General features: G+C 71.9%; 12 protein-coding genes. 8 read left to right on the top strand and 4 right to left on the bottom strand.

The window, feature by feature from the left end; genetic code table 11:
* Window positions 1-69 precede the first annotated feature (69 nt).
* Window positions 70-774, top strand: coding sequence for a hypothetical protein (locus tag EDD40_RS08070; protein WP_123742353.1), 705 nt, complete (start codon window positions 70-72; stop codon window positions 772-774).
* A 70-nt stretch (window positions 775-844) separates the two neighbouring features.
* Here EDD40_RS08070 and EDD40_RS44310 read toward each other — a convergent pair whose 3' ends face one another.
* Window positions 845-1,975: a DUF6801 domain-containing protein gene (locus EDD40_RS44310; protein ID WP_170184997.1), complete on the bottom strand. Its 1,131-nt coding sequence runs from the start codon at window positions 1,973-1,975 to the stop codon at window positions 845-847.
* Between the two features lie 92 nt (window positions 1,976-2,067).
* On the bottom strand, window positions 2,068-2,679 hold the full coding sequence (locus EDD40_RS08055; protein ID WP_123742350.1) for a DUF6801 domain-containing protein: 612 nt from the start codon (window positions 2,677-2,679) through the stop codon (window positions 2,068-2,070).
* Window positions 2,680-2,918: 239 nt separating this feature from the next.
* Here EDD40_RS08055 and EDD40_RS08050 point away from each other — a divergent pair, with 239 nt between their 5' ends.
* Window positions 2,919-3,545, top strand: coding sequence for a hypothetical protein (locus EDD40_RS08050; RefSeq protein ID WP_123742349.1), 627 nt, complete (start codon window positions 2,919-2,921; stop codon window positions 3,543-3,545).
* Here the strand turns inward: EDD40_RS08050 and EDD40_RS08045 are convergent.
* Window positions 3,514-4,809, bottom strand: a complete 1,296-nt coding sequence (locus EDD40_RS08045) for a PucR-like N-terminal domain-containing protein (protein WP_123742348.1) — start codon at window positions 4,807-4,809, stop codon at window positions 3,514-3,516. The genes EDD40_RS08050 and EDD40_RS08045 overlap by 32 nt on opposite strands.
* 663 nt (window positions 4,810-5,472) lie before the next feature.
* Here EDD40_RS08045 and EDD40_RS08040 point away from each other — a divergent pair.
* Genes EDD40_RS08040 through EDD40_RS08015 form a run of 6 tightly spaced genes read left to right on the top strand, consistent with a single transcriptional unit; the run spans window position 5,473 to window position 11,629 of the window.
* Window positions 5,473-6,576, top strand: coding sequence for an MCE family protein (locus tag EDD40_RS08040; protein WP_170184996.1), 1,104 nt, complete (start codon window positions 5,473-5,475; stop codon window positions 6,574-6,576).
* Entirely contained in the window at window positions 6,573-7,589 is a 1,017-nt protein-coding gene (locus EDD40_RS08035) for an MCE family protein (protein ID WP_123742346.1), read from the top strand. Before EDD40_RS08040 ends, EDD40_RS08035 begins: the two co-directional genes overlap by 4 nt.
* Window positions 7,586-8,566 carry an MCE family protein gene (locus tag EDD40_RS08030; RefSeq protein ID WP_123742345.1) on the top strand — a complete coding sequence of 327 codons (981 nt, stop codon included), beginning with the start codon at window positions 7,586-7,588 and terminating at the stop codon, window positions 8,564-8,566. The genes EDD40_RS08035 and EDD40_RS08030 overlap by 4 nt, the downstream gene beginning before the upstream one ends.
* A complete protein-coding gene (locus tag EDD40_RS08025; protein ID WP_123742344.1) occupies window positions 8,566-9,573 on the top strand; it encodes an MCE family protein in 1,008 nt (335 codons plus the stop codon). The genes EDD40_RS08030 and EDD40_RS08025 overlap by 1 nt, the downstream gene beginning before the upstream one ends.
* Window positions 9,570-10,535 (top strand): MCE family protein, encoded by a 966-nt coding sequence (locus EDD40_RS08020; RefSeq protein WP_425471141.1) that lies wholly within the window; start codon window positions 9,570-9,572, stop codon window positions 10,533-10,535. Before EDD40_RS08025 ends, EDD40_RS08020 begins: the two co-directional genes overlap by 4 nt.
* Window positions 10,535-11,629 (top strand): MCE family protein, encoded by a 1,095-nt coding sequence (locus tag EDD40_RS08015; RefSeq protein ID WP_123742343.1) that lies wholly within the window; start codon window positions 10,535-10,537, stop codon window positions 11,627-11,629. Before EDD40_RS08020 ends, EDD40_RS08015 begins: the two co-directional genes overlap by 1 nt.
* Here the strand turns inward: EDD40_RS08015 and EDD40_RS08010 are convergent.
* The gene (locus tag EDD40_RS08010; RefSeq protein WP_148088727.1) at window positions 11,626-12,900 is read right to left on the bottom strand and encodes a PIN-like domain-containing protein; all 1,275 of its coding nucleotides are present in this window, start codon (window positions 12,898-12,900) and stop codon (window positions 11,626-11,628) included. The two genes, EDD40_RS08015 and EDD40_RS08010, sit on opposite strands and share 4 nt — an antisense overlap.
* Window positions 12,901-12,923 lie beyond the last annotated feature (23 nt).

Here is a 12,923-nt window from a genome sequence, read left to right as displayed (position 1 = left end):
GGTGCTCTCGAATTCGGTTAGAATGGCCGGCGGAAAGTCGCTCTCCCCCATTCCGGTTCGAGGAGGAGCATGCGCGGGAACCGTGTCGCCGCGGCGGGGTTGGTCGTCGTGGTCTCCGTCGCGCTCACCGCGTGCACCGACGGCCCGTCGTCGACGATGAGGACGTTCGACACGCCGCAGGCGCTGGCCGAGGCGAACCGGGTGGCCGCCGAGCGCGAGGGGTCGGTCACCGTCGACGTCGACCTCGCGGCCGGCGGCAAGGGCAGTTGCGGGGTGCGCACCGGCGACTTCGCCGCGTCCTGCCGGATCTCCGTCGCCGGCGCCGAGGAGGTCTCGTACGTGATGGTGCCCGACGGCATCTTCGTGCGGATACCGCAGGCCCGGGCGTCGCAGCCGGACAGGTCGTGGCTCAGGATCGACCCGGACGACCCGACCAACGCGCTGGCGCGCGCCATGGCGGACGTCGCCGTGCGCGTCCGCGACACCGCCGACATCCGCAAGGCGCTGCCCGAGGGCGCGCGGATCGTGGAGAGGACCGAGGAGTCGGTGTCCGGCAGGCAGACCGTCCGCTACACCGCGCACGTGGCGGTGGACGGGCGGGCGTCGGTGCTCGAGCTGTGGGTGGACGACCAGGACCGGCCGGTGAAGACGGAGGTGAGCACGCCGGTCGAGGGCGGTGAGCCGGTGCTGGGGGTCGCGAGCTACCGCGACTGGGGGAAGCCGGTCGAGATCGCCGTGCCCACGCCGGACCAGCTCGTCGAACTGCCCGGTTGACCCCGCTGCGGACCGGCCCCCTCCGGGAGTTCCCGGAGGGGGCCGATGTCGTTGGCGGGCAACGGTGTCGTCAGGTGCGCCGGCGGGTGTGGCGCAGGCGCAGGAGCACGCCGGCCCCCAGGGCCAGGAGCGCGCCGCCGAGGACCAGCGGACCGGTGATCGAGGTGCCGGTGTAGGCGAGCCCCGTCTTGTCCGGGTGCGACACCGGGACCACGGTCTGCGACGTGGTCGTCGTGGTGCTGCTGCTGGTGGTGGCCGACGTCGTGGTGCTGGTCGCGGCGCTCGTGGTGGTGGACGTCGGAGCCGTTGTGGTGGTGGACCTCGTGGTGGTGCTGGTGGTCGGCTGAGCAGTGGTCGTGCTCGTCGTCGTGGTGGTGGTCGGCCGAGTGGTGGTCGTCGTCGTGGTGGTCGTTGTGGTGCTGGTGGTCGTCGGACTCGTCGTGGTCGTCGTGGTGGGATCGGTCGTAGTGGAATCGGTGGTCGTGGTCGTCGTGGTGGTGGGTTCCGTGGTTGTGGTCGTGGAGTCGGTGGTGGTGGTCGTCGGCTCCGTGGTGGTGGTCGTGGTGGTCGTTGTCGTGGGTTCGGTCGTCGTCGTGGTGCCCTCGGGCCGCACCGTGAACTCGTGCAGACGAGTCGACTGGCCCGGCTTGAGCGTGCACGGCGAGGTGAACGTGCCCAACCCCGTCTCCGAACCGTCGGCGGTGCGCGGGGTCAGGGTGGTCACGAAGTCGCCGACGTCGATGGTCGTGGCGCCCGCGAAGGGGAAGCTCAGCGACGGCGTGGTGCCCGTGGCGACCGTGTCGAACGCCCCGGACTCCGGGACCGCGGTCTTGGCCACGGTCAGGTCGGGCACGATGTCGAGCACCAGCCCCGCGTTGTCGAGCACGGTCTGCGCCGACGCGGTGCCTTCCACGCTCACCGCGCCGACGAGCCGCAGGCCCTGCGTCGCCAGCTCCGGCACGGTGGCGGTGGCGGTCACCCGAGCCTCGGGGACGGGTTCGCCGACCACCGCGGTGTCCGGGAGGTCCTCGACCACGATCTCGACGCTCATGTCCTGCGCGCCGATCAACGGGAACGGGCAGTTGTAGACCAGGGTGAGCCTCGCCGTCGCCGCGCTGCCGACGCCCGCGCCCCACAGGGCCGATCCGCCGACCACCACCGCGGCGACGCCCAGCGCCGCCACCCGGTGCCGCACTCTCATGTCAGGTCCTCTCCTGCGGGAACGTCGGGGCGGGCCGGCGACGTCGCCGGCCCGCCCGCGGTCGGATCACTGCCCGGTGCCGTCGACGACGGTCAGGCGGCCGACACGGTGAAGGTGTGGAGCAGGGTGTTCTGGTTCGCCTTGAGCGTGCAGGGCGAGGTGAACGTGCCGAGGCCGGTCAAGCTGCCGTCGGCCCGGCGCGGCGTCAACGTGGTGCTGAAGGCGCCGACCCGGACCGTGGTGGTGCCCGCCCTGGTGAAGGTGACCGGCGCCGTGCCGCCCGTGGCGATGGTGTTGAACGAGCCGGACGCCGGGATGTTCGTCTTGGCCACCACGAGGTTGGCCACGACGTCCTGCACCGCGCCCGCGTTGTCCACCGCGGTGCTCGCCACCGCGGTGCCTTCGACGGTCGTCGCGCCGACCAGCCTGAGTCCCAGGGTGGCGCTCGACGGCACGGTGGCGACGGCGGTCACCCTCGTGGCCGGGACGGGCTGGCCGACCACCGCGGAGTCGGCCAGGTCGGCCACGGTGATGCGGACCGTCATCTCCTGCGTGCCGATCAACGGGAACGGGCAGCTGTACGCCAGGGTCAGGCTCTTGGTGGCGGCCATGCCGGTGCCCGCGCCGGCGAACGCCACCGATCCGATGACGGCGGTGGCGACCGCGAGTGCGCCGATGACCGTCCGGCCAGTGAGTTTCAGCATGTGCGTCTCCTCGTCGAGAGCAGTGCGAAAACGGGGTGTTCGGAGTGCGGCGGAAGCTACTCGTCAGTAAAGTAGCTTTGTCGACCGAGTTGGGCAAGTATTTCGCTCACGTTTTCCGGGGATGTCAGACGGGCGACAAAAGGGCTGGAAAAGTTTGTCACGCACGTGACAAATCAATGGCCGGCGCTTGTGCGGCCCAGGCCGGGAAAGTAGTTTCGAAGAATGATCGGAGCCGGGCGGTGAGGGTCGCGGTGGTGCTGGCCGCGGTCGCCGCGCTGCTGGGCGCGGCGCTCACCCCGACGTGGGTCGTGCGCCACGCCGAGGTGCGCGCCCCGGTGCTGACGGCCGGCATCAAGGTCGTCTACCGGGTCGAAGGGGTCAGCCGGATCCACAAGCTCCAGTCCGAGCTCGCCATCGGCCCCGGCATCCTCGAAGCCGAGATCGACCTCGTCAGCGGCACCATCACCGGCGACCTGTCGCTGCCGCCGAGCTTCGGCTACTTCGTCGTGTTCGGCTTCGTGCCCACCACCGCGCGCGCCGACCTGGTCCCGGTCGTCGAGGTCACCGGGACGATCGTGGACGGCTACGTCCGCGCGAGCACCAGGCTCGTCGTCGAGCTCGCCGACGTCGCCGTCGACCGGCAGCCGTTGGACGTCGGCGGGACGTGCGAGACCGTCGAACCCGCGTCGATCGACCTGGAGGGTCCGTTCGAGCTGGCGAAGATGCGGATGACGGGCGTCTACGCGATTCCGCCTTTCGGTGGCTGCCAGGGCCGCGAGCGGCTGGACCCGCTGCTGACCGGGCTGATCTCCGGACCGGGCAACGGGCTCGACCTCACGCTGACCTTGCTCCCGGAGGCCCCGTGAACCCCGGCGGCCCCGCCGGGCCGAGCCGCCGCGGTTGCCCGGCCGCGTCGCCCAGCAGCCGCAGCGCCCGCAGCGCGATGCCCATGTCGAACAACGCGTCCGGGTCGTGCAGCTTCGCCCCGAACAGCTCTTCCAGCTGCCGCAACCGGTAGCGGACCGTCTGCGGGTGCACGGCGAGGCTCGACGCGACCTCCGGCGCGCTGCCGCGCGTCTCCACCCACGCGGTCATCGTCTCCCGCATCCGCTGCTGCTGCTTCGGCGTGAGCCCTTCCAGCGGCGCGAGCGCCCGCTTCACCAGCTCGCGCACCAGCTCCTCGTCGCCGAGCAGCAGCAACGTCGACAGGTGCTCGGTGGTGTCCACCATCGGCCGGTCCGCGATCACGCCCGACTGGATCAGCGTGATGGTGCGGCGCGCCCAGCGCAGCGACTGCCGGGCCGACGTCAGCGGCACGACCGGGCCGACCGCCGCGCGCCACCCGCCCAGCTTCTGCTCCAGCGCGACCAGCTGCCGTTCGGGGTCGGTGAGCAGCAGGCACGGCTCGCTGCCCTCCAGGTCCATCAGGATGTCCTCGTGCAGCACCGGTATCGGCAGCTGGTGCTGGTCGGTGCGCCGTTCCAGGGCCACCACCAGCACCTTGTCGGGCAACGGCCAGTGCGCGGCCTCGGCCAGCTCGGTGAGCGCGTTCGGGTGGTAGCCCGGTTCGCCCAGGAGCAGCTCCAGCAGCCGCTTGCGCCGCCGCTGCACCGCGCCCGCGTGCCGGGCCTGCGCCTCGGCGTAGCCCTCCATCGACCGCAACGACAGCTCGTCGATGTAGGCGAAGATCGCCTCGGCGATCAGGCACATGGTGGCCAGCGGCACGCGTTCGGTCTGCCCGAACTCGGAGATCCGCCGCCACGCGACCCGCGCCCCGATCCGGTACGCGGTCTGCAGCAGGTCCAGGCTGCGCCCGGCGCTGACCTCGAGCTTGCCGAGCAGCCGGAACAGCTTGGCCCGGTCCTCCCGCTGCGCGGTCGGGTCGACCATCCGGTCGATGAACTGGTGGATCGCCTGTTCCACTCCCTCGACCACCACCTGGCCGAACATCCCCTCCAACTTCTGTGAATATTCGGAGATCTGGTTCTGGATTTCCCGGACCATGTCCACGGCCACGTCGCCGGCCCGCGCGCGGAACTTCGGCGCGAGGTCGGCGGGCAGTTGCTCCCACAGGTCCGCGTTCCCGATGAGCGGTAACTCGGAGGCTCGGAGTTCTCCGGTTCTGTTCATGCTGTTCGCCCACCACCAAACGGTCGGGTGTGATTCCGAACACTGTATTTTTGATCAAGAAAAGTTGTCAACCAGGGCGCACTGCCCTGACAAAGTCGCCGGTGTTGTCACGCGCCGCGTGACAAGAACGGCGTCGGTGGGCGCGACACCTCGGCCCGGCCGGCGGGGGCTGCGCCTCGGCCGCGCCCGGCCCGGTGATCCGGCGGTCCGCCCCGCCGCGGGCGCACCCCCGGCACGGGTGCGGCGCGGCCGGAGCCGTGCGGCCGACCCGGTCGTCCGGCTCGCGTCGAGCCGCCGCGACACCGGTCCGGGCGCCCGTTCGGACGCCGGGTCCCGGGCGGGCGCCTCGACCGGTGCCCGCGGCACCCGATCGGGCCGGCGCGGCTGGACCGTCCCGGCGCGGCGGGTCACCCGAACGCAGTGCGCCGACTGTGCCAAGCGTGCACCCCCGATCGTCGACCACGCCGATCATTGTTAGCCGCACCGCGGGCCGGGGCGCCAGGCTCCGATCGGGTCTGTGCAGCCGGGTGAGTGTTTCGCGCACCAACTTTGTCACGTGCCTGACAAAGGTTTCCGGTGCTTGTGCGGTGGACCGCCCGTTAGTAACGTACTCGTCGGTAACGTCATTTCGGTTTATTCGCACCGCACTTTCGGAGAATACCCGTGGCATTACGCCGTCGCCTGTCGGGGCTGCTGTTCGCCGCCCTGCTCGTCGCGCTGTGCGGCTTGTCCGTCGCGGCGTACCAGAAGGTGTTCACGCCCCGGGTCACCGTGCTGCTGCGCACCGACCACGTCGGCAACCAGCTCCAGGCCGAGTCGGACGTGAAGCTGCTCGGCGTGCTGGTCGGCGAGGTGCGGGCGATCCGCTCGCGCGGCGACGGCGCCGAGGTGGAGCTCGGCCTGCACCCCGGCCAGGTCGACCGCATCCCGGCCAACGTCTCCGCCCGGCTGCTGCCGAAGACGCTGTTCGGCGAGCGGTTCGTCAGCCTGGAGCTGCCGGAAGACCCGGCGGGCGCGCTCGGCGACGGCGCCGTGATCGAGCAGGACCGCACGTCCGGCGCGGTCGAGCTGGAACGGGTGCTCGCCGACCTGCTGCCCACGTTGCAGGCCGTGCGGCCGGACAAGCTCTCCTCCGCGCTGACGTCGATGGCGCAGGCGCTCGACGGGCGCGGTGCGACGCTGGGGCAGGCGATCGTGCGGCTCGACGCCTACCTGCGCGAGCTGAACCCGCAACTGCCCGTCCTCAAGGAGGACATCAGCGAGTTCGCCGACGTCACCGGCGTGTACGCCGACGCGGGACCGGACCTGCTCCGGGCGCTGAGCGACGCCACCGCGGTCAGCCGCACCATCGCCGAGCAGCGCGCCGACCTCGACGCCGTGTACTCCAGCCTCACCACCGCGTCCGCGGACCTGACCGGGTTCCTGCGCGCCAACGGCGAGACGGTGGTGGCGCTCGCGGACCGGTCGCGGCCGACGTTCGAGCTGCTCGCCACCTACTCGCCCGAGTTCGGCTGCGTGCTGAGCGCGGTCAACGCCATCCGGCCCCGGATGGACCAGGTGCTCGGCAAGGGCACGGACCAGCCGGGCGTGCACGTCGAGTTCACCGTCGTACCGCCGGCCGAGAAGTACGTGCCCGGCCGGGACGACCCGGTGCACCGGGGCGGCGGCCCGCACTGCCCGTCCGGCCCGGCCACCGCCGTCGCGCCGGACCGGGTGCCCGAGTGGGCGGGTCTCCTGACCGGCGGCCGAGAAGGAGGGCACCGATGAGGGACGTCGCCGCGCCGCTGACCAAGTTCCTGGTGTTCGTCCTGGTCACGGTCGCCGCCACCGGGTTCCTCGCGGCGACCGTCGCGGGCAGCCGGGTCGGTTCGACGGCCGTCTACCAGGCGCGGTTCACCGACGTCACGGCGTTGGCCGAGGGCGACGACGTGCGCATGTCCGGGGTGAAGGTGGGCCAGGTCGAGTCGATGGAGCTGGTCGACGACGAGCTGGTGGACGTCGCGTTCTCGGTCGCCGACGGCCGGTCGCTGTCCGCCGACGTCACCGCCGCCATCAAGTACCGCAACCTGGTCGGCCAGCGGTACGTCGCGCTGGAGCAGCCCGCGGGCCGGCTGGGGGAGAAGCTGCCGCCCGGCGGTCTCATCCCGGTCGAGCGGACCACCCCGGCGCTGGACCTGACCACCTTGTTCAACGGGTTCAAGCCGCTGTTCCAGGCGCTGAACCCGGAGGACGTGAACAAGCTGTCGCACGAGATCGTCCAGGTGCTGCAGGGCGAGGGCGGCACGGTGGAGAGCCTGCTCGCGCACACCGCGTCGCTCACCACCGCGCTGGCCGCCAAGGACGACGTCATCGGCAAGGTCGTGACGAACCTGAACGCCGTGCTGGAGACGGTGAACTCGCGGGACGACCGGTTCGGCGAGCTGCTGACCTCGATGCGGCAGCTCGTGTCCGGGTTCGCCGCCGACCGGGAGCCGATCGGCAACGCGATCACCGGCCTGGCCGCGTTGAGCGACAGCACGGCGTCGTTGCTGGAGCAGGGCCGCCAACCGCTCAAGGACGACATCGCCGCGCTCGGGCTGCTCGCGGGCAACCTCGGCGACGCGCCCGAGCTGGAGCCGTTCATCCGGAACCTGCCGGTGAAGTTCGAGGCGATCGGCCGCACCGCGTCCTACGGCTCCTGGCTCAACTTCTACCTGTGCTTCGCCTCCTCGCAGGCGCCGCCCGCGCCCGGCGGACCGCCGGTCGGCATCCCCGTCACCGAATCGAGGTGCCACCGATGACGCCCAGAAGGCGGCAACGCCGACCGGTGCTGCTGGGAGCCGTCGGCCTCCTGGTCATCGCGCTCACCGCCCTGCTCACCTTCTTCCTCGAAGACCTGCCGTTCTTCGGCGGCGGCGCCGAGCACACCGCAGAGTTCACCGAGGCGGCCGGCCTGCGCGTGGACGACGAGGTCCGCGTCGCGGGCATGAAGGTCGGCTCGGTGACCGACGTCGAGCTGCACGACGGCCGGGTGCGGGTGACGTTCCGGGTCGCCGGCGTCGAGCTGGGCGACCGCAGCCGGGCCGAGATCCGGATCAAGACCCTGCTCGGGCAGAAGTACCTGGCGCTGGACTCCGAGGGCCGCGACCCGCTCACCGACACCATCCCGGTCGAGCGCACCACCTCCCCGTACGACGTGGTCGAGGCGTTCAGCGGGCTGTCGACCACGGTCGGCGGGATCGACACCGGCCGGTTGGCGCAGAGCTTCCAGGTCCTCTCGGACACCTTCCGCGACTCCCCCGAGCACGTGAAGCAGGCGTTGGAAGGGCTGTCGGCGCTGTCGAAGACCATCTCCTCGCGCGACGAGCAGCTCGCGTCGCTGATCGAGGGCGCGAGCAAGGTCAGCGGGGCGCTGGCGGAGCGCAACACCGACTTCGCCGCCCTCATCACCGACGGCACGCTGCTGCTGGAGGAGATCGGCCGCCGCCGGGACGCGATCGCGGCGCTGCTCGACGGGACGCGGGCGCTGTCCCGGCAGCTCTCCGGTCTCGTCGCGGACAACGCCGAGCAGCTGCGGCCCGCGCTGGAGCAGCTGGAACGGGTCACCGACGTGCTTCGGAACAACCAGGACGCGCTGGAGCGCGGGCTCGCGCTGGCCGGGCCGTACTACCGGGTGCTGAACAACGCCCTCGGCAACGGCGAGTGGGTGGACACCTACCTGTGCGGGCTCGTGGTCGAGCCCGGCGCGCGACGCGACTGCCCGACGGGAGGCCGCTGATGTTCGTGCGCACCCGTGGCCGCCGCCGGCTGGTGGTGGCGTTGGCACAGGCATTCGCGCTGGTCCTCGTGGCGACAGCGGTGGTGTGGTGGGTCTTCCTGCGGCCGTCGCCCACCCGGGTCGTCGCCTACTTCACCGCCGCCGTCGGCGTGTACGAGGGCTCGGACGTGCGGGTGCTCGGGGTGAAGGTCGGCCGGGTGGCCGGCGTGCTGCCCGAGGGCGGGTCGGTGCGGGTGGACCTCGAACTCGACCACGACGTGGAGGTGCCCGCGGACGCCCGCGCCGTGGTCGTGTCACCGAACATCGTGGCCGACCGGTACGTGCAGCTCACCCCCGTCTACACCGGGGGTGACAAGATCGCGCCCGGCGCCGTGATCACCAGCGCGCGCACGGCCGGGACGGTCGAGCTGGACGAGCTGTACTCCAGCCTGGACGCGTTGCTGACCGCGCTCGGCCCGACCGGGGCCAACCGGGAGGGCGCGTTGTCCGACCTGCTGAGCACCGGCGCGGAGAACCTCGACGGGACCGGCGCGGCCCTGGGCGAGTCGATCCGGCAGCTCGCGGACGCGGCGAAGACGTTGGCCGGGTCGAAGGACGACCTGTTCGGCACCGTGGACGACCTCCAGACCTTCACGGCGATGCTCGCGGCGAACGACGAGCAGGTGGGGCGCCTGGCCGACCAGCTGGCCGACGTGTCCGGGTTCTTCGCCGCCGAGCGGGACGACCTGGGCGCGGCGTTGGGTGAGCTGGCCACGGCGCTGGAGCAGGTGCGCGGTTTCGTGCACGACAACCGCGACCGGGTGAAGTCCGGTGTGGAGGACCTGGCCGTGCTGACCGGAACCCTGGTGCGCCAGCAGGAGTCGTTGACCGAGGTGCTGGAGGTCGCGCCGGTGGCGTTGCACAACGTGGTCGACGCCTACGACCCGGCGACCGGGACGCTCAACGCGCGGGCCAACCTCGACGAGTTCGTGACCGACCTGCTGAGCGTGCCCGGCGGCGCGCGGTGAGGCGGCTCGCGGCGGTGGCGCTGGTGCTGGTGCTGACCGGGTGCTCCGCGATGCCGAGCGCGTACGACCTGCCGCTGCCCGGCGGCGCGGACCTCGGCGACCGGCCGTACCGGGTGACCGTCGAGTTCGACGACGTGCTCGACCTCGTGCCGCACGCCGGCGTGAAGGTGGACGACGTGGCGGTGGGCAAGGTCGAGGACATCGGGTTGTCCGAGGACGGCTCCACGGCGTTGGTGCGGGTCGCGGTGCGCGGTGACGTGCTGCTGCCGTCGAACGCGCTGGCCCGGCTGCGGCAGTCGAGCCTGCTGGGGGAGAAGTACGTGGAGCTGGCCGTGCCGGCCGAGCGGGCGGGTACGCCGCTGGTGGACGGCGCGGTGATCCCGGTGACGCGGACCAACCGCAACCCCGAGGTGGAGGAGGTGTTCGGCGCGTTGTCGATGCTGCTCAACGGCGGCGGCATCGCGCAGATCCGGGACATCTCGCGCGAGCTGAGCGCCGCGCTGTCCGGCAACGAGGCCGCGGTGAGATCGCTCTTGTCCACTGTGGACACGTTCGTGGGCGCGCTGGACTCGCACAAGGGCGAGATCACGCGCGCCCTCGACGGGCTGGACGAGCTCGCGTCGTCCCTGGAGTCGCGCAAGGGGGACATCGGCGTGGTGCTGGACGGGCTGGAGCCGGGTCTGCGGGTGCTGCACGACCAGCGCGGGCAGCTCGTCGGGCTGCTGGACGCGTTGCGCGAGCTGTCCGGCGTCGCGGTCGACACGGTGAACCGCAGCCGCGAGGACCTGGTCGCCGACCTGCGGGCGTTGGAGCCGACGCTGCGGCGGCTCGCCGAGTCGGGGCAGAACCTGCCGCAGTCGCTGGAGATGCTGCTGACGTTCCCGTTCACCGACGCCGTGCTGGACGGCATCAAGGGCGACTACCTCAACACCTACCTGACCCTGGGACCCGGAGCGCGTTGATGATCACTCGGCGGATCAGGGTGCAGGTCGCGTTGTTCGCGGTCATCGCGCTGCTCGGCGTCACGTACGTGAGCGCGGAGTACGTGGGGCTCGTGGTGGTGGACGACGGGTACGCGGTCCGGCTGGAGCTGGCCCGCACCGGGGGCCTGTTCACCGGCGGCGAGGTGACGTACCGGGGTGTGCCGGTGGGGCGGGTCGGGCCGATCCGGCTGGGCGACGGGCAGGTCGAGGTGGAGCTGCGGATCGCGGCGGGCGCCCCGCCGATCCCGGTGGACCTGGAGGCCGTGGTCGCGAACCGCTCCGCGGTCGGCGAGCAGTACGTCGACCTCCGGCCCCGCGGGAGCGGCGGGCCGTACCTGGGCGACGGCTCGGTGATCGCGCGGTCGCGGACCAGGCTGCCGCTGCCGGTGGAGCAGGTCCTGACCAGCCTGGACGACCTGGCGCGCTCGGTGCCGGTCGACTCGCTGCGGACCGTGGTGGACGAGCTGGACCAGGCGTTGCGCGGCACCGGGCCGGACCTCCAGGTGCTGCTGGACGCGACCACGGAGTTCATCGGGACCGCGAGCGCGCACCTGCCGCAGACCACGCGGTTGCTGAACGACTCCGTCGCCGTGCTGCGGACGCAGCTGGACCACTCGGCGGCGATCAACTCCTTCGCCGACAGCGCGCTGCTGGTGGCGTCGCGGCTGCGCGAGTCGGACGGCGACCTGCGGCGGCTGATCGGGGCCGTGCCGGGCGCGTCGACCGAGGTGAGCGCCCTGCTGCGGGAGTCGGGGCCGAATCTGGGCGTCGTCCTGGCCAACCTGCTGACCACGGCGGACGTGCTCGTCACCCGGCAGGGCGCGCTGGAGGAGGTCCTGGTGACGGCGCCGGACGCGGTCTCGGTGGGCGCTTCGACCATCGCCTCCGGCCAGGCGCGGTTCGGGCTGGCCCTGACGTTCTTCGAACCGCCGCCGTGCGAGGCGGGCTACGAGTCCACCCCGCGCAGGAGCGGTCTGGACACGACCGCCGGCCCGTTCAACACCTCCGCCGCCTGCACCCTGCCGCGCGGCTCGGCCACCGGCGTCCGGGGCTCGCAGAACGCCCCGCGCTAGGCGGGGTCACCGTCCTCGTCCGCGGGATCGGGGCCGATCGCGACGACAACTTCACGCGGGATGGTGAACCCGACCACCTCCGAGTCGCTGAGAACCGCCGACAGCGCCGGCTCGACGTCCCGCGCGACGACGTCGCGGCTCTGCAACATGCGGGTGATGCGCTCGACCGGGCTCGTGAAGCTCTGCCGCGTCTGCTCGTCGATGGTGTCGCTGCTGTAGATGGACTTCACGTTGATGAACCCGCCTTGGCGGGCCGCTCTGCGGATGGCCTCGGCCTGCGGCCGTTCCTCGAAGTCGAGGTGGCGGAGCAGCTCGGCCACCCCTTCGACCGACCAGAGCGAGGTCTCCTGGCTCTCGCTCACCCGGGCGACGTCGTTCACCGATTCGGTGCGCACCGAGACCTCCAACGCGGACGCCCGCCTGAGCAGGTCGACCGGGCGCATCATGTAGAGCCGCTTGCCGGACGCGGCGGCGAACTCCTCCACCAGCTCGACCCGCGGACCGAGGAAGTCCGACCGGTAGCGCCACCACCAGTCCTCCTTCTCGTCGCCGGTCACGAAGAGCAGGTCGGTGTCGCGCCGCGCCGCCTCCTGCGTCGCCTGCGCCCACACCAGGTAGTCGCCCGCCGAGCCCTCGGGGAGGGCCGAGTCGTCCTTGCCCGCGTCGAGGTAGCCGGGCGGCTCCTTGGCGGCGGCACGTCGTCTGCCCTCCTGGACGAACGCCTTCCACTGGCTGTGGTCCGGTTGCGCGCCGACCTTGCCACGCAACAACGCCTCCAACTGGTCGAGCACCGGCTCGCGTCCCGGCACGCCCGGCGAGTCGGGCGACGGCGGGGTGTGCGACCCGATGGCCACCACCAGTTCCTGGTGCAGCGCGGCGACCTTGCCCCTGAGGTCGTCGCGGACCGCGTCGGCCAAAGCCGTGGTCTTCGCCCACTGGTGCAGCGCGTCGTCAGCGGCCCGCTGCTGCTTGGCCAGCGCCGTGAGCACCTGGTCGGTCGCCGCCGCACGGCCGGCCAGGACCGTCAGCCGGTTGCGCCAGAACTCGCGCATGACCTGGTGCGGCACCCACAGCCGGTCGCCCACCCCGCGCAGCAGGCCGAGCAGGTCGTCACGCGTGGACTCGGTGTACCGGTAGAGGTTGAGCAGCACGTTCGCGTCGACCACGACCAGCGCGGAGCGGAGGGCCTCCGCCACCTCGTCCTCGGCCGGACGGCGATACCCCGGGAAGGCGTCGTAGATACCTGAGCTGCCGTCTGCCTGCTCGACCATGTCCGGTAGATCGTCGGGCGGGC

Source organism: Saccharothrix texasensis (assembly GCF_003752005.1).
GTDB classification, from domain to species: domain Bacteria; phylum Actinomycetota; class Actinomycetes; order Mycobacteriales; family Pseudonocardiaceae; genus Actinosynnema; species Actinosynnema texasense.
Note: the sequence above shows the minus strand (reverse complement) of the source record. Positions and strands in the feature narration are given on the sequence as shown.

Coding starts and splice junctions, on each gene's coding strand:
- EDD40_RS08070 (WP_123742353.1), top strand. CDS start 70: ATGCGCGGGAACCGTGTCGCCGCGGCGGGGTTGGTCGTCGTGGTCTCC.
- EDD40_RS08035 (WP_123742346.1), top strand. CDS start 6,573: ATGAGGGACGTCGCCGCGCCGCTGACCAAGTTCCTGGTGTTCGTCCTG.
- EDD40_RS08015 (WP_123742343.1), top strand. CDS start 10,535: ATGATCACTCGGCGGATCAGGGTGCAGGTCGCGTTGTTCGCGGTCATC.
- EDD40_RS08030 (WP_123742345.1), top strand. CDS start 7,586: ATGACGCCCAGAAGGCGGCAACGCCGACCGGTGCTGCTGGGAGCCGTC.
- EDD40_RS44310 (WP_170184997.1), bottom strand. CDS start 1,975: ATGAGAGTGCGGCACCGGGTGGCGGCGCTGGGCGTCGCCGCGGTGGTG.
- EDD40_RS08010 (WP_148088727.1), bottom strand. CDS start 12,900: ATGGTCGAGCAGGCAGACGGCAGCTCAGGTATCTACGACGCCTTCCCG.
- EDD40_RS08025 (WP_123742344.1), top strand. CDS start 8,566: ATGTTCGTGCGCACCCGTGGCCGCCGCCGGCTGGTGGTGGCGTTGGCA.
- EDD40_RS08055 (WP_123742350.1), bottom strand. CDS start 2,679: ATGCTGAAACTCACTGGCCGGACGGTCATCGGCGCACTCGCGGTCGCC.
- EDD40_RS08045 (WP_123742348.1), bottom strand. CDS start 4,809: ATGAACAGAACCGGAGAACTCCGAGCCTCCGAGTTACCGCTCATCGGG.